Source organism: Streptomyces sp. NPDC006512, from assembly GCF_040611935.1.
GTDB lineage: Bacteria > Actinomycetota > Actinomycetes > Streptomycetales > Streptomycetaceae > Streptomyces.
Window position 1 is genome coordinate 120793 of sequence record NZ_JBEXPG010000012.1, and the last position, 19405, is coordinate 140197.

General features: G+C 72.9%; 22 protein-coding genes and 1 pseudogene. 10 read left to right on the forward strand and 13 right to left on the reverse strand.

The features are described from left to right. Positions 1-53 precede the first annotated feature (53 nt). On the forward strand, positions 54-911 hold the full coding sequence (locus tag ABZZ17_RS11665) for an alpha/beta hydrolase (RefSeq protein ID WP_356874601.1): 858 nt from the start codon (positions 54-56) through the stop codon (positions 909-911). 96 nt (positions 912-1007) lie between these two features. Then, positions 1008-1160 carry a hypothetical protein gene (locus ABZZ17_RS11670; RefSeq protein WP_356874603.1) on the forward strand — a complete coding sequence of 51 codons (153 nt, stop codon included), beginning with the start codon at positions 1008-1010 and terminating at the stop codon, positions 1158-1160. 63 nt (positions 1161-1223) lie between these two features. Here ABZZ17_RS11670 and ABZZ17_RS11675 read toward each other — a convergent pair whose 3' ends face one another. The 4 genes from ABZZ17_RS11675 to ABZZ17_RS11690 form a co-directional block, all read right to left on the reverse strand. Continuing rightward, positions 1224-1829: a MarC family protein gene (locus ABZZ17_RS11675; protein WP_356874605.1), complete on the reverse strand. Its 606-nt coding sequence runs from the start codon at positions 1827-1829 to the stop codon at positions 1224-1226. Between the two features lie 73 nt (positions 1830-1902). Continuing rightward, positions 1903-2769, reverse strand: a complete 867-nt coding sequence (locus tag ABZZ17_RS11680; protein ID WP_356874607.1) for a PHP domain-containing protein — start codon at positions 2767-2769, stop codon at positions 1903-1905. Between the two features lie 150 nt (positions 2770-2919). Beyond that, positions 2920-3561, reverse strand: coding sequence for a DUF6758 family protein (locus tag ABZZ17_RS11685; protein WP_356874609.1), 642 nt, complete (start codon positions 3559-3561; stop codon positions 2920-2922). An 84-nt stretch (positions 3562-3645) separates the two neighbouring features. Further along, a complete protein-coding gene (locus tag ABZZ17_RS11690) occupies positions 3646-4230 on the reverse strand; it encodes a suppressor of fused domain protein (RefSeq protein WP_356874611.1) in 585 nt (194 codons plus the stop codon). 373 nt (positions 4231-4603) lie between these two features. On the opposite strand from ABZZ17_RS11690, the gene ABZZ17_RS11695 reads away from it, so the two are divergent. Further along, positions 4604-5728 (forward strand): magnesium and cobalt transport protein CorA, encoded by a 1125-nt coding sequence (locus ABZZ17_RS11695; RefSeq protein ID WP_356874613.1) that lies wholly within the window; start codon positions 4604-4606, stop codon positions 5726-5728. Positions 5729-5759: 31 nt separating this feature from the next. Further along, a complete protein-coding gene (locus tag ABZZ17_RS11700; RefSeq protein WP_356874615.1) occupies positions 5760-6275 on the forward strand; it encodes a hypothetical protein in 516 nt (171 codons plus the stop codon). Between the two features lie 21 nt (positions 6276-6296). Here the strand turns inward: ABZZ17_RS11700 and ABZZ17_RS11705 are convergent, their stop codons facing one another. Beyond that, positions 6297-7103, reverse strand: coding sequence for a hypothetical protein (locus ABZZ17_RS11705; RefSeq protein ID WP_356874617.1), 807 nt, complete (start codon positions 7101-7103; stop codon positions 6297-6299). Between the two features lie 168 nt (positions 7104-7271). On the opposite strand from ABZZ17_RS11705, the gene ABZZ17_RS11710 reads away from it, so the two are divergent. The 3 genes from ABZZ17_RS11710 to ABZZ17_RS11720 all read left to right on the forward strand — a co-directional run bounded on the left by ABZZ17_RS11710 (position 7272) and on the right by ABZZ17_RS11720 (position 10419). Continuing rightward, positions 7272-8543: a CBS domain-containing protein gene (locus tag ABZZ17_RS11710; protein WP_356874619.1), complete on the forward strand. Its 1272-nt coding sequence runs from the start codon at positions 7272-7274 to the stop codon at positions 8541-8543. Between the two features lie 97 nt (positions 8544-8640). Continuing rightward, complete coding sequence (locus ABZZ17_RS11715) at positions 8641-9216, forward strand: DUF1003 domain-containing protein (protein ID WP_356874671.1); 576 nt, start codon at positions 8641-8643, stop codon at positions 9214-9216. A 42-nt stretch (positions 9217-9258) separates the two neighbouring features. Next, positions 9259-10419 carry an Mrp/NBP35 family ATP-binding protein gene (locus ABZZ17_RS11720; RefSeq protein WP_356874621.1) on the forward strand — a complete coding sequence of 387 codons (1161 nt, stop codon included), beginning with the start codon at positions 9259-9261 and terminating at the stop codon, positions 10417-10419. Between the two features lie 95 nt (positions 10420-10514). On the opposite strand, the gene ABZZ17_RS11725 is transcribed toward ABZZ17_RS11720, so the two are convergent. The 5 genes and pseudogenes from ABZZ17_RS11725 to sigE form a co-directional block, all read right to left on the reverse strand. After that, complete coding sequence (locus tag ABZZ17_RS11725) at positions 10515-11255, reverse strand: hypothetical protein (RefSeq protein ID WP_356874623.1); 741 nt, start codon at positions 11253-11255, stop codon at positions 10515-10517. A 138-nt stretch (positions 11256-11393) separates the two neighbouring features. Beyond that, positions 11394-11831: a sec-independent translocase gene (locus ABZZ17_RS11730; protein WP_356874625.1), complete on the reverse strand. Its 438-nt coding sequence runs from the start codon at positions 11829-11831 to the stop codon at positions 11394-11396. Positions 11832-11952: 121 nt separating this feature from the next. Then, the gene (locus tag ABZZ17_RS11735) at positions 11953-13608 is read right to left on the reverse strand and encodes a trypsin-like peptidase domain-containing protein (RefSeq protein WP_356874627.1); all 1656 of its coding nucleotides are present in this window, start codon (positions 13606-13608) and stop codon (positions 11953-11955) included. Between the two features lie 333 nt (positions 13609-13941). Continuing rightward, positions 13942-14424 (reverse strand): annotated as a pseudogene (locus ABZZ17_RS11740) (zf-HC2 domain-containing protein); the annotation flags it as partial. Then, complete coding sequence (sigE, locus tag ABZZ17_RS11745) at positions 14421-15200, reverse strand: RNA polymerase sigma factor SigE (protein WP_356874629.1); 780 nt, start codon at positions 15198-15200, stop codon at positions 14421-14423. The pseudogene ABZZ17_RS11740 and the gene sigE, both read right to left, overlap by 4 nt. A 167-nt stretch (positions 15201-15367) precedes the next feature. Between sigE and ABZZ17_RS11750 the strand changes: the two genes are divergently transcribed. After that, on the forward strand, positions 15368-16030 hold the full coding sequence (locus ABZZ17_RS11750) for a class I SAM-dependent methyltransferase (RefSeq protein WP_356874631.1): 663 nt from the start codon (positions 15368-15370) through the stop codon (positions 16028-16030). A gap of 128 nt (positions 16031-16158) precedes the next feature. On the opposite strand, the gene ABZZ17_RS11755 is transcribed toward ABZZ17_RS11750, so the two are convergent. Continuing rightward, positions 16159-16326: a DUF3117 domain-containing protein gene (locus ABZZ17_RS11755; protein WP_003966491.1), complete on the reverse strand. Its 168-nt coding sequence runs from the start codon at positions 16324-16326 to the stop codon at positions 16159-16161. Positions 16327-16658: 332 nt separating this feature from the next. Here ABZZ17_RS11755 and ABZZ17_RS11760 point away from each other — a divergent pair, with 332 nt between their 5' ends. Further along, a complete protein-coding gene (locus tag ABZZ17_RS11760; RefSeq protein WP_356874633.1) occupies positions 16659-17462 on the forward strand; it encodes an enoyl-CoA hydratase-related protein in 804 nt (267 codons plus the stop codon). A 40-nt stretch (positions 17463-17502) separates the two neighbouring features. Here the strand turns inward: ABZZ17_RS11760 and ABZZ17_RS11765 are convergent, their stop codons facing one another. Next, positions 17503-18081, reverse strand: coding sequence for a DNA-3-methyladenine glycosylase I (locus ABZZ17_RS11765; RefSeq protein WP_356874635.1), 579 nt, complete (start codon positions 18079-18081; stop codon positions 17503-17505). After that, positions 18078-18443, reverse strand: coding sequence for a DivIVA domain-containing protein (locus ABZZ17_RS11770; RefSeq protein ID WP_356874637.1), 366 nt, complete (start codon positions 18441-18443; stop codon positions 18078-18080). The genes ABZZ17_RS11765 and ABZZ17_RS11770 overlap by 4 nt, the downstream gene beginning before the upstream one ends. 76 nt (positions 18444-18519) lie before the next feature. Here ABZZ17_RS11770 and folP point away from each other — a divergent pair, with 76 nt between their 5' ends. Continuing rightward, positions 18520-19380: a dihydropteroate synthase gene (gene folP / locus ABZZ17_RS11775; protein ID WP_356874639.1), complete on the forward strand. Its 861-nt coding sequence runs from the start codon at positions 18520-18522 to the stop codon at positions 19378-19380. The last annotated feature ends 25 nt before the right edge of the window (positions 19381-19405 follow it).

Here is a 19405-nt window from a genome sequence, read left to right on the forward strand (position 1 = left end):
GCCGTCCGCGTACCCGGGATGAGGACTCCCCTACGGGCCGGTAGCCTCGGGCCATGAGCAAGCCGCCGCGCCTCACGCTGCCCTCCGTCGCCCGCGCGTACCGCCTGTCCACCGCCCGCGGCGTCTTCGCCGTGCACGAGGCCGGGGAGGCCGTGCGCGGCACCGCCCTGCTGGTCCCGGGGTTCACGGGCAGCAAGGAGGACTTCGTCGGCCTGCTGGAACCCCTGGCCACCGCCGGGTACCGGGTGGTCGCCGTCGACGGGCGCGGACAGTACGAGAGCCCCGGCCCGCGCGACGAGGCCGCGTACGAGCTGCCGGAGCTGGCCCGCGACGTCCTGGCCCAGGCCGCCGCGCTCGGCGGGGGCCCGCTGCACCTGGTCGGGCACTCCCTCGGCGGCCTGATCGCCCGCGCGGCCGTGTTGCGCGACGCCGCGCCCTTCGCCTCGCTCACCCTGCTGAGCAGCGGGCCCGCCGCGATCACGGAGGTCCAGCAGGCCCGGACGAAGCTGCTGGTCGCCGGGCTGGAAGCGCTGCGGGACGACATGCCGGCCCTCTGGGCGGCGATGCGCTCCCAGGATCCGCAGGACGCCGTCCCGGACTCCCCCGAGATGGCGGAGTTCCTGCGGGAGCGCTGGCTGGCGACCGTCCCGGAGCAGTTGATCACGACCGGCCGGGTGCTGATCGCCGAGCCGGACCGGGTGGAGGAGCTCGCGGCCGTCCCGCTGCCCAAGCTGGTGCTGTCCGGAACCGTCGACTACGCCTGGCCGGTGCCGCTGATGGACGACATGGCCGTCCGCTTGAGCGCGGCGCGAGTCGTGGTCGAGGGCGCCGAACACTCCCCCAATGCCGAGAACCCACAGGTCACGGCCGGTGCGCTGGCTTCCTTCTGGGAGAGCGCCCTCCAGAGGTAGTTAGCCAGTGAAAAAATTTCCTTAGCGTAGGGAATGTTTGCCGCTTACACTTCGTTAACCCTGTGCAAGGAGAAACACCGACGAAGGGAGAAGCCGATGCGCTTCGAGATTCTGCGCCTGGACGACGTCGACGGAACCGCCGTGGACAGCACCGTCGTGGACGCGGCCTCCGTCAACCGGATCGTGCAGCAGGCCGCCTCTGTGGGCCAGCGCATTCTGATCCGACCGGCCGAGACGGCGTCCTCCTGATCTTCGACGAACGCCCCCGCACCGATCACGGTGCGGGGGCGTTCGCGCGTCCGGCGCGGGACGTCAGCTTCCGCGGACGACCTGGAGCACGCCGTTGATGATCTGCTGGACGGCGATGGCGGACAGCATCATGCCGGCGAGCCGCGTGACGAGGACCACGCCGCCGTCCTTGATGATCCGGATGATCACGAGCGAGTAGCGCATGGTCAGCCACAGCACCACGTGCATCGCGACGATCGCGCACCAGACCGAGACCTGCCCGGTCACGCCGTCGGCCTTCTGCACGGCGAGGATGACGGACACGATCGCACCGGGGCCGGCCAGCAGCGGCATGCCCAGCGGGACGAGGGCGACGTTCACGTCCTTGGTCTGCTTGGGCTCGTCCGTCTTGCCCGTGAGCAGGTCGAGCGCGATCAGCAGGAGCAGCAGACCGCCCGCGATCATCAGCGCGGGGACGGAGACGTGCAGGTAGTCCAGGATCTGCTGACCGCAGATCCCGAAGACGGCGATGACGCCGAAGGCCACGCAGACCGCCTGCCAGGCCATGCGGCGCTGCACCTTGGCGGGGCGTCCGGAGGTCAGGGCGAGGAAGATCGGCGTGATCCCCGGGGGGTCCATAATCACAAAAAGCGTGAGAAAAAGGGATCCGAAGACGGCGAAGTCGAACACAGTGATGCCTTGCAGGTGAGGGGTGTGACGCGAAAGGGGGGCGGGCGGAGCGCGGGGGGGGGGGGGGCGGCGCTTACGCGCGGGCGTCTCCGCCGGCGCCGGGCACGGGGAAGGCGCCGGTCGCACGGCGCGTGATCTCGCCGTAGATCTCGGGGTCGGTCGTGTACTCCCCGAGGCGGCAGGTCTTGCGGCTGCCGTGGTAGTCGCTGGACCCGGTCGTCAGCAGGCCGAGGTCCGCGGCCAGACCGCGCAGCCGGGCACGGGTGTCCGGGTCGTGGTCCATGTGGTCCACCTCGATGCCGTCCAGGCCGGCGGCCGCCAGGGCGGCTATCGCGGACTCGGGCACGCAGGTGCCGCGCTTGACGGCGGCGGGGTGCGCGAAGACGGTGACCCCGCCGGCCGCCTTGACCAGGCGGACGGCGTCGAAGGGGTCCAGCTCGTGCTTCTCCGCGTACGCGCGGCCGCCGTTGGCGAGCCAGTCCGCGGTGAACGCGTCGGAGACGGTGGGGACGACGCCGAGCTCGACGAGGGCGGTGGCGATGTGCGGGCGGCCGACGGAGCCGTCGCCCGCGATGCGGGCCACCTGCTCCCAGGTGATGTCCACGCCGAGCGCGCGCAGCTTGCCGACCATCGCCTGGGCGCGGGGGGTGCGGTCGTCTCGGACGAGCTCCCGCTCGCGGGAGAGCTCGGGCTCCAGCGGGTCGAAGAGGTACGCGAGCATGTGCAGGCCGACTCCGTCGAGGCGGCACGACAGCTCGGCGCCCGTGACCAGGGTCAGCCCGGCGGGGAGGGCGGCGAGCGCCTCCGCGTATCCGCCGACGGTGTCGTGGTCGGTCAGCGCGACCACGTCCAGCCCGGCCGCGGCGGCGTTGCGCACCAGCTCGGCGGGGGTGTCCGTACCGTCGGAGGCGGTGGAGTGGGCGTGCAGGTCGATGCGCACAGCCGAACTCCAGGGCTCACGGGGGCGGGGGGACACTCCAGGATAACCGCGCTTCCCCCTTGCCCCTGCCCCGGCCGGGCGGGGACGGGGGCGGGTTCGGCTCCGCCCGTGCCGGGGTCGTGCGGGGGCTACGGGCGGGCCGGGGCCGGCTCAGGGAGTCAGGATGCGGGGGCTCAGGGCTCCGCAGGGGAGCAGTTCCACCTCGGAGCCCGCGTCGCGCAGGTCGGTGAGGACCAGTTCGTCGTACATCAGGAGGCCGGACTGCTCCGGCCAGACCACGGCCCACAGCCACAGCCCCCGCGCCTCGCCCGCGAAGACGGCCCGGTCGTCCGGGACCCCGGAGACGTGCCACAGCGGCGTCGGCCGGCCCGCCGCGACGACCTTGGCGTGGGGCGGCGCCGAGACGTCGATGCGCGAACCGGGGTCGGGGTCGTCGATGCCGGCGAACCGCGCGCCGAGGCCGACGCCGAGTTCCTCCGCGACCAGCAGCAGCTCGCCGATGCCCCCCAGCGGCCCCGGCCCCGAGCAGGCGACGGCGGTGGCGCGGCCGCCGCTGCGGTCGTCCCCGGCGGAGGCGACCCCGGTGAACAGCCACCCCACCGGCAGGGGCCACGGCATCCACACCGGCACCTGCGCCCGGTGGACGACCACGCTCAGCCCTTCGACACTGGGCGGGATGACCGGTTGCAGCGGGTGGACGGCGCCGTGGTCGGCGCACTGCCAGGAATCGGCGAAAAGACCGGGCGCGCGCACCCGGCCACCGCACTTCGGGCAACTCGGTTCGCCCCTCATAGGAAGCACGCTCCTCCCCGCCCGGCGCCCCGTCAAGGCACGATCACCCGTCCGGATGTCATCCGTACCCGCGGGCGCGGGCGCTCAGTCCAGTGCGACGGCCGTACGCAGAGGGTCCCGCAGATCGGTGCCGCGCGCGAGCCAGCGTTCCTGGAGGGCGGCGGCGCCGTGGACGCGCTTCCAGGCGGCCTCGTTCGCCGTCATCGGCAGGAGGGGGAGGAAGCGGACCGGGTCCATGGGGTCGTCCAGGTCGAGGTCCCCGACGAGGCCGCCCGGCTCGGCGACGAGCACGGAGGTGAACGGGGCCCCGTCCCAGAGCGGTTCGCCGACGTCGAGGGAGGCGCCGGGGGCCACGATCAGCCCCTCGACCATCGGGGAGGCGGCCAGCACCGCGAGCGGGCGCAGCAGTTTGTCGGTCGGGGCGAGCCCGGCCCGTACGGTCAGGACCAGCTCGGCGCGCGGGCCGCGGACCGGGTCGGCGACGACGTCGGTCGGATCGGCCATGGGGTGCGCGGACATGCCGAGGGTCGCGTACCGCAGGAGGTCTCCCTCGGCGAAGCGGAGGACCTCGATGCGGTCGGTGCCCAGGAAGGTGACGGCGGCGCGGGCGTCGGGTTCGCCGAACGTGCTGCGGAGCCGGGCTTCCACGAGGGCCAGAATTTCTGCCATGGAGCGAGCATAGAACTCGTATCGCGCGGGTAAAGGGCGGGTCCTGACCATCCGTCGGCTGTTAGTGTGGACAGCTGGTCGGGGCCGCGCGCAGCAGGGCCCCTCCCAGCGGTGAGAGGACGTCCCCTACGGGGGACCGGCCGGAGGAGGTGGGGCTGCGGTGGATCGAAGTCGATCGTGCAGTACCAATCGCTCTTCCACTTGTCCGGCGGACGCTTCCCGCCCGCTGTGATCTTCTGATCAGTAGAAGAGCGACGGCAGAACTTTGTCCTCCCGTCCTGCTTCCTTCCGAACCGCCCGGGTCTGCCCGCCCGTGGCCGCGGAAGGCCTCCCACCCGTACGGTCCGCAGCCGTGCGCGCGAAGGAGCCTGCCATGTCGATGCTGCCCTACCTCCGTGCCGCCGTCCGTCCGGCACTGCGCAAGTCCACCCCCGTACAGCCCGGCTACGACGCCACCCGCGACCCCTCCGCCAGCAGTGCGGTGGTCGACTGCGCCGTGTACCGCGACGGCCGGCGCGACCTGCGCGGGCCCGGGGCGGCGTGTCTGACGCCGCGCGAGGCGATCCGCCGGGTCCGTGAGGACGGCGGTTTCGCCTGGATCGGCCTCCACGAGCCGACCGAGGCCGAGTTCGCGGGGATCGCCGCCACCTTCGGTCTGCACCCGCTCGCCGTGGAGGACGCGGTGCACGCGCACCAGCGGCCGAAGCTGGAGCGCTACGACGACACCCTCTTCACCGTCTTCAAGACCATCCACTACGTCGACCACGCCGAACTCACCGCGACCAGCGAGGTGGTGGAGACCGGCGAGGTGATGTGCTTCACCGGCCCGGACTTCGTCATCACCGTCCGGCACGGCGGCCAGGGCTCCCTGAAGGGCCTGCGCCACCGCCTCCAGGACGACCCGGACCTGCTCTCGCGCGGCCCCTCGGCGGTGCTGCACTCGATCGCCGACCACGTGGTCGACGGGTACATCGCGGTCGCCGCGGCCGTGCAGGACGACATCGACGAGGTGGAGAGCGAGGTGTTCGCCGCGCCCGCCAAGGGTGTGAGCCGGGGCGGTGACGCGGGCCGGATCTACCAGCTCAAGCGCGAGGTGCTGGAGTTCAAGCGGGCGGTGGCGCCGCTGCTGCGGCCGATGGAACTGCTGAGCGAGCGCCCGATGCGGCTGGTGGACCCGGCCGTCCAGAAGTACTTCCGTGACGTCGCCGACCACCTGGCGCGGGTGCACGAGCAGGTCGTGGGCTTCGACGAGCTGCTGAACTCGATCCTCCAGGCCAACCTCGCGCAGGCGACCGTCGCCCAGAACGAGGACATGCGCAAGATCACCTCATGGGCGGCGATCATCGCGGTGCCGACGATGATCTGCGGGGTGTACGGGATGAACTTCGAGCACATGCCCGAGCTCCAGTGGAAGTACGGCTACCCGATGGTGATGGCCTCGATCGTCGGAATCTGCTTCACCATCCACCGCGCGCTGCGGCGCCACGGCTGGCTGTAGCCGGGCGGAGCCGACGGCCTACCCTGTGCGCATGACTCTCAGCGCGCTCGACCTCGCCCTCGTCGAGGAGGCCTCCAAGAAGTCCGGCCTGATCTGGGTCCGTGGCGCCGGCGCCGACCGGGCCCTGTGGCACGCCTGGGTGGACGGCGCCGCGCACGTCCTCGGGGACGGGCCCGGCGAGCAGCCGTTCCCGGGGCTCGCCGACGGTTCCTCCGCCGAGGTGACCGTGCGCAGCAAGGACAAGGGCGGCCGTCTCGTCGCCTGGACGGCGGCCGTGCGGGAGCTGGAGCCGCACGGTGAGGCGTGGGAGGCGGCGGTGGCCGAGCTCAAGGGCAAACGGCTGAACGCGCCCGACTCGGAGCACATGACGGAGCGCTGGGCGCGGGAGTGCCGGCTGCTGCGTCTGGAGCCGGTCGCGGTGTCGGCGCGGCTGCCGGAGGGGTCGCTGGCCGCGGTTCCGCTCCAGTCCCCGGCGACGACCCGCCGGGCGATTCCCGCGGGGCTGCCGAAGCTGCTGCTGAAGCGGAAGAAGAAGAGCGGGCGCTAGGCCGTTTCTTCGGCGCGCCCGTCAGCCCGTGGTGCCGGAGCCCTGGCCGGAGCCCTGGCTCTTGGACGGGGCCGGGGAGGTGCCGGTGTCCTGGCCGCCGGTGCCCTGGCCGTCCTTGGCCGTGGGGAGTTCCACGGTCTGGTCCTCCTGGGGCGGGTCCAGCGGGAAGGCCTGGCCCCACTCGGCGAGCTCCACCCGGCCCGCGCCGCCCGCGCGCTCCATCAGCAGCGGGTACGGGGTTCCCGTCAGGGACACCGAGAGCCGGCCGCCCTTGCCGCCCTCCGCCAGGACCGGGACCGCGCGGGTCTGGCCGACGGTGCCGTAGGGGCCCTTGGTGAGCTTGCCGTCGAGGCCGAGCAGTCCGTCGAGCAGGACGTCCATGTCGGTGAACCCGCGGAACTGCTTGTAGGAGGGGTCGTTCTCGGGCACCTTCACGTACTTGTCGCCGAGCTTGCCGGCCGAGTCCGACTTCCCCCAGAAGGCGGCGCTCGCCTTCAGGTAGAGCTGCTCGCCGACCCGCAGCAGCTGGAAGGTGTCCTCCTGCGACTTGACCTCGCCGGTTCCGCCGTCGGACTTCAGCCGCATGTCGAGGGCGTACGTCTTGCCGCCGGTGACCAGGGTCCCGGACAGGTGGACCGATTCGGCCGCGGTGGCGGCCGCCTTCGCCTGCGCCTCGATCTTCTCGGCGGTGAGCTTGCCGATCCCGTTCGTCCCCTTGTCGGGGTCCTTCTTCTCGCCGCAGCCCGTACCGGTGACGGCGAGGCCCGTGCACAGGGCGCCGATGAAGGCCGCCCGGCGCAGCCGTGCGGCGGAGGGGTAGGCGGTCACGGTCGGGTGCCTCTCTTCGTGCGGCTGCGGGCAGCAGGCAGCGTACCCGCACGTGGCCCGGCTCCCTCCGGACCCCCGGGCGGACGGCCCCACCAGGACGGTTGCGCGCGGCACGGGCTAGCCTGAGGCACGGCAGGACTGTCGATTGACGCTCTAGGAGGCGCTCGGATGGCTGCAGGCGCCCCGCGGATCTTCGTCTCGCATCTGTCGGGTGTGCCCGTCTTCGATCCCAACGGCGATCAGGTCGGCCGGGTCCGCGACCTGGTCGCGATGCTGCGCGTGGGCGGCCGGCCGCCCCGGCTGCTGGGTCTGGTCGTCGAGGTCGTCAGCCGCCGCCGGATCTTCGTGCCGATGACCCGGGTGACGGGCGTGGAATCGGGACAGGTCATCACCACCGGCGTCGTCAACATGCGGCGCTTCGAGCAGCGCCCGACCGAGCGGCTGATCCTCGGCGAGCTGCTGGACCGGCGCGTGACGCTCGGGGCGACCGGCGAGGAGGTCACCGTCCTGGACGTGGCCATCCAGCAGCTGCCGGCCCGCCGGGACTGGGAGATCGACCGGATCTTCGTCCGCAAGGGCAAGGCGGGCGCGCTGCGCCGGCGCGGCGAGACCCTGACGGTCGAGTGGTCCGCGGTGACCGGCTTCTCGCTGGAGGAGCACGGGCAGGGCGCCGAGAGCCTGGTGGCGACCTTCGAGCAGATGCGTCCGGCGGACCTGGCGAACGTCCTGCACCACCTGACGCCGAAGCGGCGCGCCGAGGTGGCCAACGCCCTGGACGACGACCGGCTCGCGGACGTCCTGGAGGAGCTCCCCGAGGACGACCAGGTGGAGATCCTCGGCAAGCTGAAGGAGGAGCGCGCAGCGGACGTCCTGGAGGCGATGGACCCCGACGACGCGGCCGACCTGCTGTCCGAGCTGCCGGAGGACGACAAGGAGCGGCTGCTGACCCTGATGCAGCCGGACGACGCGGCGGACGTGCGGCGCCTGCTGTCCTACGAGGAGCGCACGGCGGGCGGTCTGATGACGACCGAGCCGATCGTGCTGCGGCCGGACGCGACGGTCGCGGACGCGCTGGCCCGCGTACGGCAGTCGGACCTGTCGCCGGCGCTGGCGGCGCAGGTGTACGTGTGCCGGCCGCCGGACGAGACCCCGACGGGCAAGTACCTGGGGACGGTGCACTTCCAACGGCTGCTGCGGGATCCGCCGTTCACCCTGGTCAGTTCGATCGTGGACACCGACCTGCCGCCGCTGCGGCCGGACGCGTCGCTGCCGGTGGTGACGAGCTACCTCGCCGCGTACAACATGGTGGCGGTGCCGGTGGTCGACGAGAGCGGTTCGCTGCTGGGCGCGGTCACGGTCGACGACGTACTGGACCACCTGCTGCCCGACGACTGGCGCGAGACGGACTTCCATTCCGAGGAGGCCGTGCGTGGCCACTGAGCGGGGACGCGGCGAAGCGGCGCGCGAACGGCGCCGGGAGCGGCGCGAGCATGCCCGGGAGGGGCTGTCCGACCGGCTGGAGGAGGCGGCGGAGCGGCTGCGGCACGAGCGGCCGGAACGTTCCACCGAGCGGGCGAAGAGCACCGCGCCGTCCGGGGCGAGCGCGTTGTCGCGTTCCCGCGTACGGCTGGACGTGCCGCGCCCGGCGCGCCGGCGGCTGCTGCCCGAGTACGACCCGGAGGCGTTCGGGCGGCTGTCGGAGAAGGTGGCGCGGTTCCTCGGCACGGGCCGGTTCATCGTCTGGATGACGCTGGTCATCGTGGTGTGGGTGCTGTGGAACATCTTCGCCCCGGACCACCTGCGTTTCGACCAGTACCCGTTCATCTTCCTGACGCTGATGCTGTCGCTCCAGGCCTCGTACGCCGCCCCGCTGATCCTGCTCGCGCAGAACCGGCAGGACGACCGGGACCGGGTCAACCTGGAGCAGGACCGCAAGCAGAACGAGCGGTCCATCGCGGACACCGAGTACCTGACCCGGGAGATCGCCGCGCTGCGGATGGGCCTGGGCGAGGTCGCCACGCGCGACTGGATCAGGTCCGAGTTCCAGGATCTGATCAAGGAGATGGACGAGCGGCGGCTATTCCCGCCGGAACGTGATGAAGGCGACCGCTGAGGAGCTTTCCTGAGCCGTGCTACCGAGCCGTACCATCGGGGCATGGCTACCGACACAAGCTCCGCCGCCGTGCCTGAGCAGGACGCGATCCTGGACGCGCTGGCGACGGTGAACGACCCCGAGATCCACCGGCCGATCACCGAGCTCGGCATGGTCAAATCGGTGGAGATCGGCGACGGCGGCGCGGTGGCCGTCACGGTGTACCTGACGGTGTCGGGCTGTCCCATGCGCGAGACCATCACCAAGAACGTCACCGAGGCCGTCGAGAAGGTCGCGGGCGTCACCTCCGTCGCGGTCTCCCTCGACGTGATGAGCGACGAGCAGCGCAAGGACCTGGCGGCCACCCTGCGCGGCGGCACGGCCGAGCGCGAGGTGCCCTTCGCGAAGCCCGGCTCGCTGACCCGCGTGTACGCGGTCGCGTCCGGCAAGGGCGGTGTCGGCAAGTCGTCGGTGACGGTCAACCTGGCCGCGGCGATGGCGGCCGACGGCCTGAAGGTCGGCGTGGTCGACGCGGACATCTACGGCCACAGCGTGCCGCGCATGCTCGGCGTCGAGGGCCGTCCGACCCAGGTCGAGAACATGATCATGCCGCCGTCCTCGCACGGCGTGAAGGTCATCTCCATCGGCATGTTCACCCCGGGCAACGCGCCGGTCGTGTGGCGCGGTCCGATGCTGCACCGCGCGCTCCAGCAGTTCCTCGCGGACGTGTTCTGGGGCGACCTGGACGTGCTGCTGCTGGACCTGCCGCCGGGCACCGGTGACATCGCGATCTCGGTGGCGCAGCTGGTGCCGAACGCCGAGATCCTCGTGGTGACCACCCCGCAGCAGGCGGCGGCCGAGGTCGCCGAGCGGGCCGGCTCGATCGCCGTGCAGACCCACCAGAAGATCGTCGGCGTGGTCGAGAACATGTCGGGCCTGCCGTGCCCGCACTGCGACGAGATGGTCGACGTCTTCGGCTCGGGCGGTGGCCAGAAGGTCGCCGACGGGCTGACGAAGACGGTCGGCGCGTCGGTGCCGGTGCTCGGCTCGATCCCCATCGACGTGCGGCTGCGCGAGGGCGGCGACGACGGCAAGCCCGTGGTCCTGTCCGACCCGGACTCCCCGGCCGGTGCGGCCCTGCGCGCGATCGCGGGCAAGCTGGGCGGCCGCGCCCGCGGCCTGTCGGGCATGTCGCTGGGCATCACCCCGCGCAACAAGTTCTAGCGTACGTGCCCCGGGCCCGGGGCACGTACGCGAAGGAGGGGGTCACCGCCGGCCGGCGGTGACCCCCTCCTTCGCGTTGCGGCCCCGCCGCGCGGCTACTCGTAGGACGCGAGGTCCCCGATGACGGAGAAGCCGAGCCCGTAGGCGCTCATGCCCCGGCCGTAGGCGCCCAGGTGGACGCCCGCGGGGGTGGACCCGGCGAGGACCCAGCCGAACTCGGACTCGCGGTAGTGGAAGGGCGTCGGCTCCCCGTCGACCGGCAGGGACAGCGTGGACCAGTCCTCGCCGCCGAGGTCGTCGGCGAGTTCCCAGGCGGCCTCGGTCTGCTGGTCCAGCCAGTCGCTGCGCAGGGAGTGGTCCATCTGCCCGGGCCAGCTGTAGGCGAGGAGCCCGGAGCCGGCCAGCCAGGCCGCCGAGGAGACCGAGGTGGCCTCCAGGGTGCCGGTGCCGTCGCCGCTGCGGCGCAGCGGGTTGCTGGCCACGGTGATCACCACCGCGAAGCGTTCCTTCTCGCCGGTGGCGATCTCGCCCCGGGCGGAGGGCTCGTCGCCGTGGCCGGTGGAGCCGTGCTCCACGGTGCCGTCGGCGCCGGTGCCGACCTGCATGAGCCAGCGGGGGCCGGTGAAGGCCCCGTCCAGCCCGTACCAGGGGAAGTCGGCCCTCAGGTACCCCTCGGCCGTCCGGCGGGCCGCCGGGACGGGCGCGGTGGCCTCCTGGGGCTGCCCGGGGGGCGTCTCCTGGGGCGCCGGGGCGGTGTGCTCGGTCTGCGGGGGTGCGGCGGCAGGGATTTCGGCGGGCTGTGCGCCCACCCGGCTACTACTGCGCGTCGTCTCCATCTGGGCGGCCTCTCGTTCCGTGGGGTCCGGAACGGCCCTCCCCCTCGCTTCGCTGGGGGGACCCCCTCCCTCGGGCGTCTTCGGTCCGGACAGATGGAGGATAGCCATCCGACCCCCGATCCCCGGGCAGGCCGCGGCTCAGGTGGCGTCGGCGTCGAAGGGCGTACGGGGCTCCGGGGCCGGGGCGGGGGCCTTCTTCAGCAGGTCGGGACCGGTGCCGGCGGCGGGCGTGGCGGCCGCTTCGGCGGCGGCGGTCTCCTTGCCGTTCACGGCGTCCGTGACGTCGTCGAGTTCCTTGCGGAGATCGAAGCTGGTGCGGATCTCCTTGAGGTCCTCGTTCTCCGTGAGCTGCTTGCGGATGAAGGTCTTCGGATTCAGGTCCTCGAACTCGAAGTCCTTGAATTCCGGGCCGAGTTCGGAGCGGATGTCCTGCTTGGCGCTGTCGGAGAACGACCGGATCTTGCGGATCACGCCGGAAACGTCCTGGATCACCTTCGGCAGTTTGTCCGGGCCGAAGATGAGAATGGCGAGCACCACGATCGCGACCAGCTCGAGTGCGCCTATGTCGTTGAACACCTTGCCGCTCCTCGGCTCTCTCCACTTCGGGCCTGGACAACGGTACCCGGCGATGTCCGCGGTCCCCTACGCCAGTGCCGCCCCTTTCCCGGATTCACCCCGCCGTCACTCCGCATTCGCGTCAGGAACCGTTCGCGGAACCGAGCACCACGTCCAGCGTGCGCTCCTTGCCGTCGCGGAGCACGGTCAGGCGCAGCGGATCTCCGGGACGGTGGGCCCGGATCTTGATGATGAGCTCGTCGCCGCCGTGTACGCGGACCCCGTCGACCTTCGTGATCACGTCGCCGGGGCGGATGCCGGCGCGGGCGCCGGGCCCGTCGGCGACCACCGGGGGCTTGCCGTCCTCGCCCTTGGTGCCGACGCGGGCCCCGTCGCCCTTGAACTGCATGTCCAGGGTGACGCCGATGACGGGGTGGGTGGCGCGGCCGGTGCGGATCAGTTCCTCGGCCACCCGCTTGCCCTGGTTCACCGGGATGGCGAAACCCAGGCCGATGCTGCCGCTCTGGCGGGCGCCGTCCTCCTCGTCGTCGCCCTGGTCGGCGCCGCGGATGGCGCTGTTGATGCCGATGACGTGGGCGCGGGAGTCCAGGAGCGGGCCGCCGGAGTTCCCCGGGTTGATGGGGGCGTCGGTCTGGAGGGCGTCCACGTAGCTGATGTCGCTGCCGTCGCCCTTGTCACCGCCCGCCGTGATGGGGCGGCCGGTGGCGCTGATGATGCCCGCGGTGACCGTGTTGGACAGGTCGAAGGGGGCGCCGATGGCCACGACCGGGTCCCCGACCTTGACGTTCTCCGAGTTCCCGAGAGCCAGCGGCCGCAGGCCCCGTACGCCGGTGACCTTGACGACGGCCAGGTCGTAGCCCCCGTCGCGGCCGACCAGGGTGGCGGGCACGCTCTCGCCGGTGCTGAAGGTGACCGTTATGTCCTTGGCGCCCGCGACGACGTGGTTGTTGGTCAGGATGTGGCCCTGGTCGTCGAGGACGAAGCCCGTACCCGTGCCGCCGCCCCCGCCGCCGTTGACGTGCAGGGTGACCACTCCGGGCAGGGCGGTCGCGGCGATCCCGGCGACGCTGTCCGGGGCCCGCCCCTTGTTCTCGGCGGCCGCCTGCGGCAGTTCCAGACGGGTGGTGGCGCGGCGCTCCGCGACGATCCCGAGGTAGCCGCCCACGCCGCCCGCGAGGAGGGCGATCACGGCGCCGAAGGCGGCCAGCTGCCACAGCCGGGGCGGTCGGGGGGCCTGGCCGTGGTCCGCCACGTGGAGCGGGCGGTCGGCCCAGGGGTCGTAGCGCGGGCCGGGGACGGTGTCGGGGAAGTCGAAGGGATCCGCCGCACGGGTGTCCGCGCCCTCGCCCGGGTGCGCCCCGGCAGGGTGTTCCCCCTGCGGGGCGGCTCCGGACCGGGCGTCCGCGTCCAGGGCGGCGGAGGGGCTTTCCGCCTCCGGGGTGGCGGAAGGGGTACCCGTGGTCGGGCCGGTCTCGGAGGGGGTACCCGTGTCCGGGCCGGTCTCGGAAGGGGTACCGGTGTCCGGGCCGGTCCCGGAGGGGGCCGGCCCGGGCGGAGTGGCCGTGGCAAGGGTGGCGGCGTCCCGGGAGTCCGCGCCGGGCTCCGGCTGCGGGGAGGCGTCCACGGCGGAGCCGGGCGCATCCGCCCGGCTCCCGGGCCGGCTCCACCACCTCGGAGCGGGGACGGCCTTGCGGCCGTCGGAAGGCCGGCCGCCAGGCTCCTGACCGTCGGACGGCCGGCCGTCGGACGGGCTGGCGGACTGCTGGCTGTCGGACATGGACGCTCCCCGCGGGCCTGTCGCACCGCACGGCGGCGCATCTGCCGCAGATTCAACCAGGTGCCCGGGCCCGCCGGGGGCCCGGGCCCGGCCCGATCCGCCGGGCCTCCCTGGCCTCCCGGGGGGCCTCCCGGGCCTTCTCGGGCCTCAGCGGGTGAGGGAGACCGGCTGGGCGGACGCCGGGGCCGAGGTGGCGGCCAGGGGCAGCTGACCGGACGGGCCCAGGCCGGGTACGCCCGCGGGGGTGGGCAGCCGGTCGCGGACGACGGCCGTCAGCGGCACCGAGGGGCCGGGCCGGGAGGCCGGCGCCTCACCGCGGGCGTTCGGCTCGACCGCCTCCAGCGGCAGCGAGCCGCCGAGCGCGATCGCGGCCAGCGACACGGCTCCCGCCGCGACGAACGCGAGGCGGCGTCTGGGCCGCCCCATCTCGTGGATGCGGAAGCCCTCGCGCGCAGCGGCAGGGGCCGCGTACGCGAAACCCCCGAAGGGCTCGGCGCCTGGCGCGGGAGCGAGCCCCGGCCCACGGGAGGCGCCGGGCGGACCCGACGCTCCCGGCGGACCTGACGGGCCCTCGGAAGAGCCTCCGGGCAGCCCCTGGAGCCGGGCCAGCAGCCCGGCGGACAGCGGCGGCGGCGCGCTCTCCACGAACATGGTCTTCAGGCGGCGCTGGGCATCGGCCTCGGCCTTGCACTTGGCGCAGGTCGCCAGGTGGGCCAGGACCCGCTCGCGCGCGTCGTGGTTCAGCTCCCCGTCCACCAGGGCGGCGAGCCGGTCACCCAGGTGCTGTTCGGCAGGGGACGGACTGGCTCCGCTCACTCGGGTCCGCCCTCTCCCCCGGCGCCCGGGGCGCCCACCGCCACCCCGGCCAGCGCACGCTGTTCGGCGCGGGCTTCGGGGGACCGGTGCTTGAGCGCCTTGCGCAGGTGCGAACGGCCGCGGTGGATCCGGCTGCGGACGGTGCCGAGCTTCACGCCGAGGGTGGCGGCGATCTCCTCGTAGGACAGGCCCTCGATGTCGCACAGCACCACGGCGGCACGGAACTCCGGCGCGAGGGTGTCCAGCGCCTGCTGCACGTCCGCGTCGAAGTGGGTGTCGTGGAGCACCTGCTGGGGGGACGGCTCACGGCTCGGCAGCCGCTCGGCGGCGTCGTCGGCGAGCGCGTCGAAGCGGATCCGCTGCTTGCGGCGCACCATGTCCAGGAAGAGGTTGGTGGTGATGCGGTGCAGCCAGCCCTCGAAGGTGCCCGGGGTGTACGTGGACAGCGAGCGGAAGACCCGGACGAACACTTCCTGGGTCAGGTCCTCGGCGTCGTGCTGGTTGCCCGTCAGACGGTAGGCGAGGCGGTAGACCCGCGCACTGTGCGTGCTGACGATCTCCTCCCACGTGGGAGGGGTCCACGCCTGGGAGCCCGCATCGGCGGCAAAGGTCGCGGTGGTTGCGGTGTCGGCGGTGTGGAAGCGGTCAGCAATGTCGGTCACGGATTTCGGCTCACCCGCCGACCAGAAGAAGCGTCTGAGGACGCCCCCACGATCCACAGGCGCAGCCGCACCTCCCCTGTCGGCTCTGGTGGTGTCCAGTGGAGCCCCTACCATAGCCACCCCTCCCGTCAGCTCCGGATAAACGTTTTTACGCTAACTTTGCACGGGCCTTGGGTCCCCGGCCGCCGATCTGCCCGCTGCCGTCCCCTCTATCCCGCGTCTACCCCTCCCAACGCCCGGTCCCATCTGCGGGTTCCCGACGTCAGCGGATACAGTCACCGTTGCGCCAACTATGGGGACAGGAGAGGGTCATTAGCGGCAACCGGCAGACGAGCTGGGCGTTCGCCGACGCGTTTGTCGCCGAGGACGACGCTCTGCGATGGGCCCGCGACCGGTCCAGGGAAGCGGGCCTGCGCTCCGTCTCCCCCGGCACCGGGGCCGCGCTGCGCCTGCTCGCCGCCACCGCGGACGCCAAGGCGGTAGCCGAGATCGGCACCGGCACCGGTGTCTCCGGCATCCACCTGCTCCACGGAATGCGCCCGGACGGGGTCCTGACCACCGTGGATCCCGAGCCCGACCGGCAGGCCTTCGCCCGCCAGGCCTTCCGCGCCGCGGGCTTCGCCGGCAACCGGGCGCGCTTCATCCCCGGCCGCGCGCTCGACGTGCTGCCCCGCCTCGCGGACGGCGGGTACGACCTCGTCTTCTGCGACGGCGACCCCGCCGAGTCCCTCGACTACCTCGCCGAATCGTTGCGCCTGCTGCGGCCCGGGGGCCTGGTGTGCTTCGAGGGAGTGTTCTCCGACGGCCGTACGGTCGACTCCACGGCCGTCGCCATCGAGGTGATCCGGGTCCGCGAGCTGCTGCGCACCGTCCGCGAGAGCCCGGCGCTGGAGGCCGCGCTGCTCCCGGTGGGTGACGGGCTGCTGTGCGCGGTCCGTCGCTGAGGAGCGAGCGGAGCCCGTCGGGACGCGGCGGGGGCCGGCGACGGCCCCGTCCGGGTGCGGACGCAACACCGCCCCGGACGCGAGGAGCGGCCGGGGCGGTGCAGAGATGATCAGATGGTGCCGCTGCTTCAGCCGACGACCTTCTTCAGGGCGTCACCCAGGGCGTCCGCTTCGTCCGGAGTCAGCTCGACGACGAGCCGACCGCCGCCCTCGAGCGGTACGCGCATGACGATGCCCCGCCCCTCCTTGGTGACCTCGAGCGGGCCGTCGCCCGTCCGCGGCTTCATGGCCGCCATGCTCGTTCCCCTTCCTGAAACCAGCTCATCGTCAGCCGACGGCCCCGTTCAGGCGCCTAGTACCCGGCATCGAACACATTGCTTCCCGGCCATTATCCCGCATGTCAGGACCCGATGACCAACATCGGATGGGAACGCTTGCGCAACGCGCTCGGCCAAAACCACTCATTTCGGGGATCCGCCTGCGATACTTCGCCGCTGCGACCGGGAGACCGCCTCCGCCGTGTTTGACGCACATCACATGACCGGTGGTGGCGGCGTCCGCCATGCTGACCCTTGCACCGGCCGGTACCGGCCGGTAGCCAAGCCCGCGACGAAGGGGGACCCCCGCCATGGCCGACAGCGTGCTCTACGAAGTATCCGACGGACTCGCGACCATCACGATCAACCGGCCCGACGCGATGAACGCCATGAACACGGAGGCCAAGGTCGCCCTGCGCGACGCGGCCCTGGCGGCGGCCGCGGACACCGGGGTGCGGGCCGTGCTGCTCACCGCGGCGGGCACCCGGGCGTTCTGCGTGGGCCAGGACCTCAAGGAACACATCGGGAACCTGGCGGCGGACCGCGAGAACGGCTCGTCCCTGACGATGGACACCGTCTCCGAGCACTACAACCCGATCGTCCGGGCCCTGACCGAGATGCCCAAGCCCGTGGTGGCCGGAGTCAACGGCGTCGCGGCCGGCGCCGGCTTCGGTTTCGCCCTGGCGGCGGACTACCGGATCGTCTCGGAGGACGCCTCCTTCAACACCTCCTTCGCGGGGGTGGCGCTGACCGCGGACTCGGGCGTCTCCTGGACCCTGCCCCGCCTGATCGGTGCCTCGCGCGCCTCCGACCTCCTGCTCTTCCCGCGCTCGGTCAAGGCCCGCGAGGCGTACGAGCTGGGCATCGCGAACCGTCTGGTGCCCGCGGAGTCCTTGCACGCGGAGGCCGAGTCGCTGGCCCGCACCCTCGCGCAGGGCCCCACGGTGGCCTACGCGGCGCTGAAGGAGTCCCTGGCCTACGGCGCCTGCGCCTCGCTCCCCGAGGCCCTGGAGCGCGAGGAGGCGCTGCAGGCCCGCGCGGGTGCCTCCGAGGACCACGCCATCGCCGTCCAGGCCTTCCTCGCCAAGCAGCCCCCGAAGTACCTGGGCCGCTGACGGCGGGGCCGCCCGGCGGGGCGGCCGCCTCCCGCGGGGCTCAGGCCTCGCGGGAGACGCAGCCCGCCAGGTGGTCGTTGACCAGGCCGCAGGCCTGCATCAGGGCGTAGGCGGTCGTGGGGCCGACGAAGCGGATCCCGGCCTTCTTCAGGGCCTTGGCCAGGGCCGTGGACTCCGGGGTGACCGCCGGCACGTCGGCCACGTCCTCCGGCGCCGGGCCGGGCTCTCCCGGGGCGTGGGACCAGATCAGCGCGTCCAGCTCGCCCGGCTTCCAACCCGCGAGCTCCTTCGCGTTGGCGAGGGTGGCCTCGATCTTGGCCCGGTTGCGGATGATCCCCTCGTCCGCCATCAGCCGCAGTACGTCGGCCTCGCCGAAGCGGGCGACCTCGGCGATCGCGAATCCCGCGAAGGCGGTACGGAAGCCCTCGCGGCGGCGCAGGATCGTCAGCCACGACAGGCCCGACTGGAAGGCCTCCAGGCACAGCCGCTCGTACAGGGCGTCGTCGCCGTGGACCGGCCGGCCCCACTCGGTGTCGTGGTAGGTGACGTAGTCCTCGGTGGACAGGCCCCACGGGCAGCGCAGGCGGCCGTCCGGGCCGGCGACGGGCCCGCCGCTCACGGGGTTTCCTTGGTCAGGTCGATCGCGGGGGCCGGGGCCGCCTCCGCGGGGCGCCCCGCAGAGGCGGCGCCGGCCGCGGCGGCCGAGAGCTCCGCGATCCGCGCGTCCCGTTCCGCCAGCTCGGCCGCCAGGCGGTCCAGTACGTCGTCCACCTCGGCCATCCGGTAGCCGCGCGGTGCGACGGGCAGCCGCAGGGCGTCGATGTCCGCCCGCACCACGGGACGGCTCTCCGGGAGCCCGTCGGTCACCCGGTCCGGCTCGGCCTCGGGCAGGACGGCCTCCGAACCTCCGCCGACCACCGCGAGGGTGACCGCGGCCACGACCACGACCAGCGCGATCAGCAAGAACCAGAACACGATCAACTCCCCTGAGAGACTCCGGCCACCAGGTTAAGGTCGCAGACGAGGCGAGAGGGTCGCCGAAGGAGGAAAGAGCAGGATGCTGCGACTGGGCAGGCGCGAGTTCGACACCCACGAGCCGGTGATCATGGCCATCGTGAACCGGACTCCCGACTCCTTCTACGACCAGGGCGCGACGTTCCGCGACGAGCCCGCGCTGGACCGGGTCGAGCGGGCGGTCGCCGAGGGCGCGGCCATCATCGACGTCGGCGGGGTGAAGGCGGGTCCCGGGGAGCACGTGGACGCCGCCGAGGAGGCCCGGCGCACGGTCGGTTTCGTGGCGGAGGTGCGGCGCCGCCACCCGGACGTGGTGATCAGCGTCGACACCTGGCGGCACGAGGTCGGCGAGGCGGTGTGCGAGGCCGGGGCGGACGTGCTGAACGACGCGTGGGGCGGGGTGGACCCCAAGCTCGCGGAGGTCGCCGCGCGCTACGGCGCCGGTCTGGTCTGCACCCACGCGGGCGGGGTCGAGCCGCGGACCCGGCCGCACCGGACCGTGTACGGGGACGTGATGGAGGACGTCCTGCGCGTCACGGTCGGGCTGGCTGAGCGGGCTGCGGCCCTCGGCGTCCCCCGGGAGTCGATCATGATCGACCCGGGGCACGACTTCGGGAAGAACACCCGCCACTCGCTGGAGGCCACCCGCCGGCTCTCGGAGATGACCGATACGGGCTGGCCGGTGCTGGTGTCCCTGTCCAACAAGGACTTCGTCGGCGAGACCCTCGACAAGCCGGTCAAGGAGCGCCTGCTGGGCACCCTGGCGACCACCGCCGTCTCGGCGTGGCTGGGCGCCCAGGTCTACCGGGTCCACGAGGTCGCGGAGACGAAGCAGGTCCTCGACATGGTGGCGTCGATCCAGGGGCACCGCCCGCCGGCGGTCGCCCGCCGCGGCCTGGCCTGAGCCGGCCTTCCCCCGGCGGCCGGCC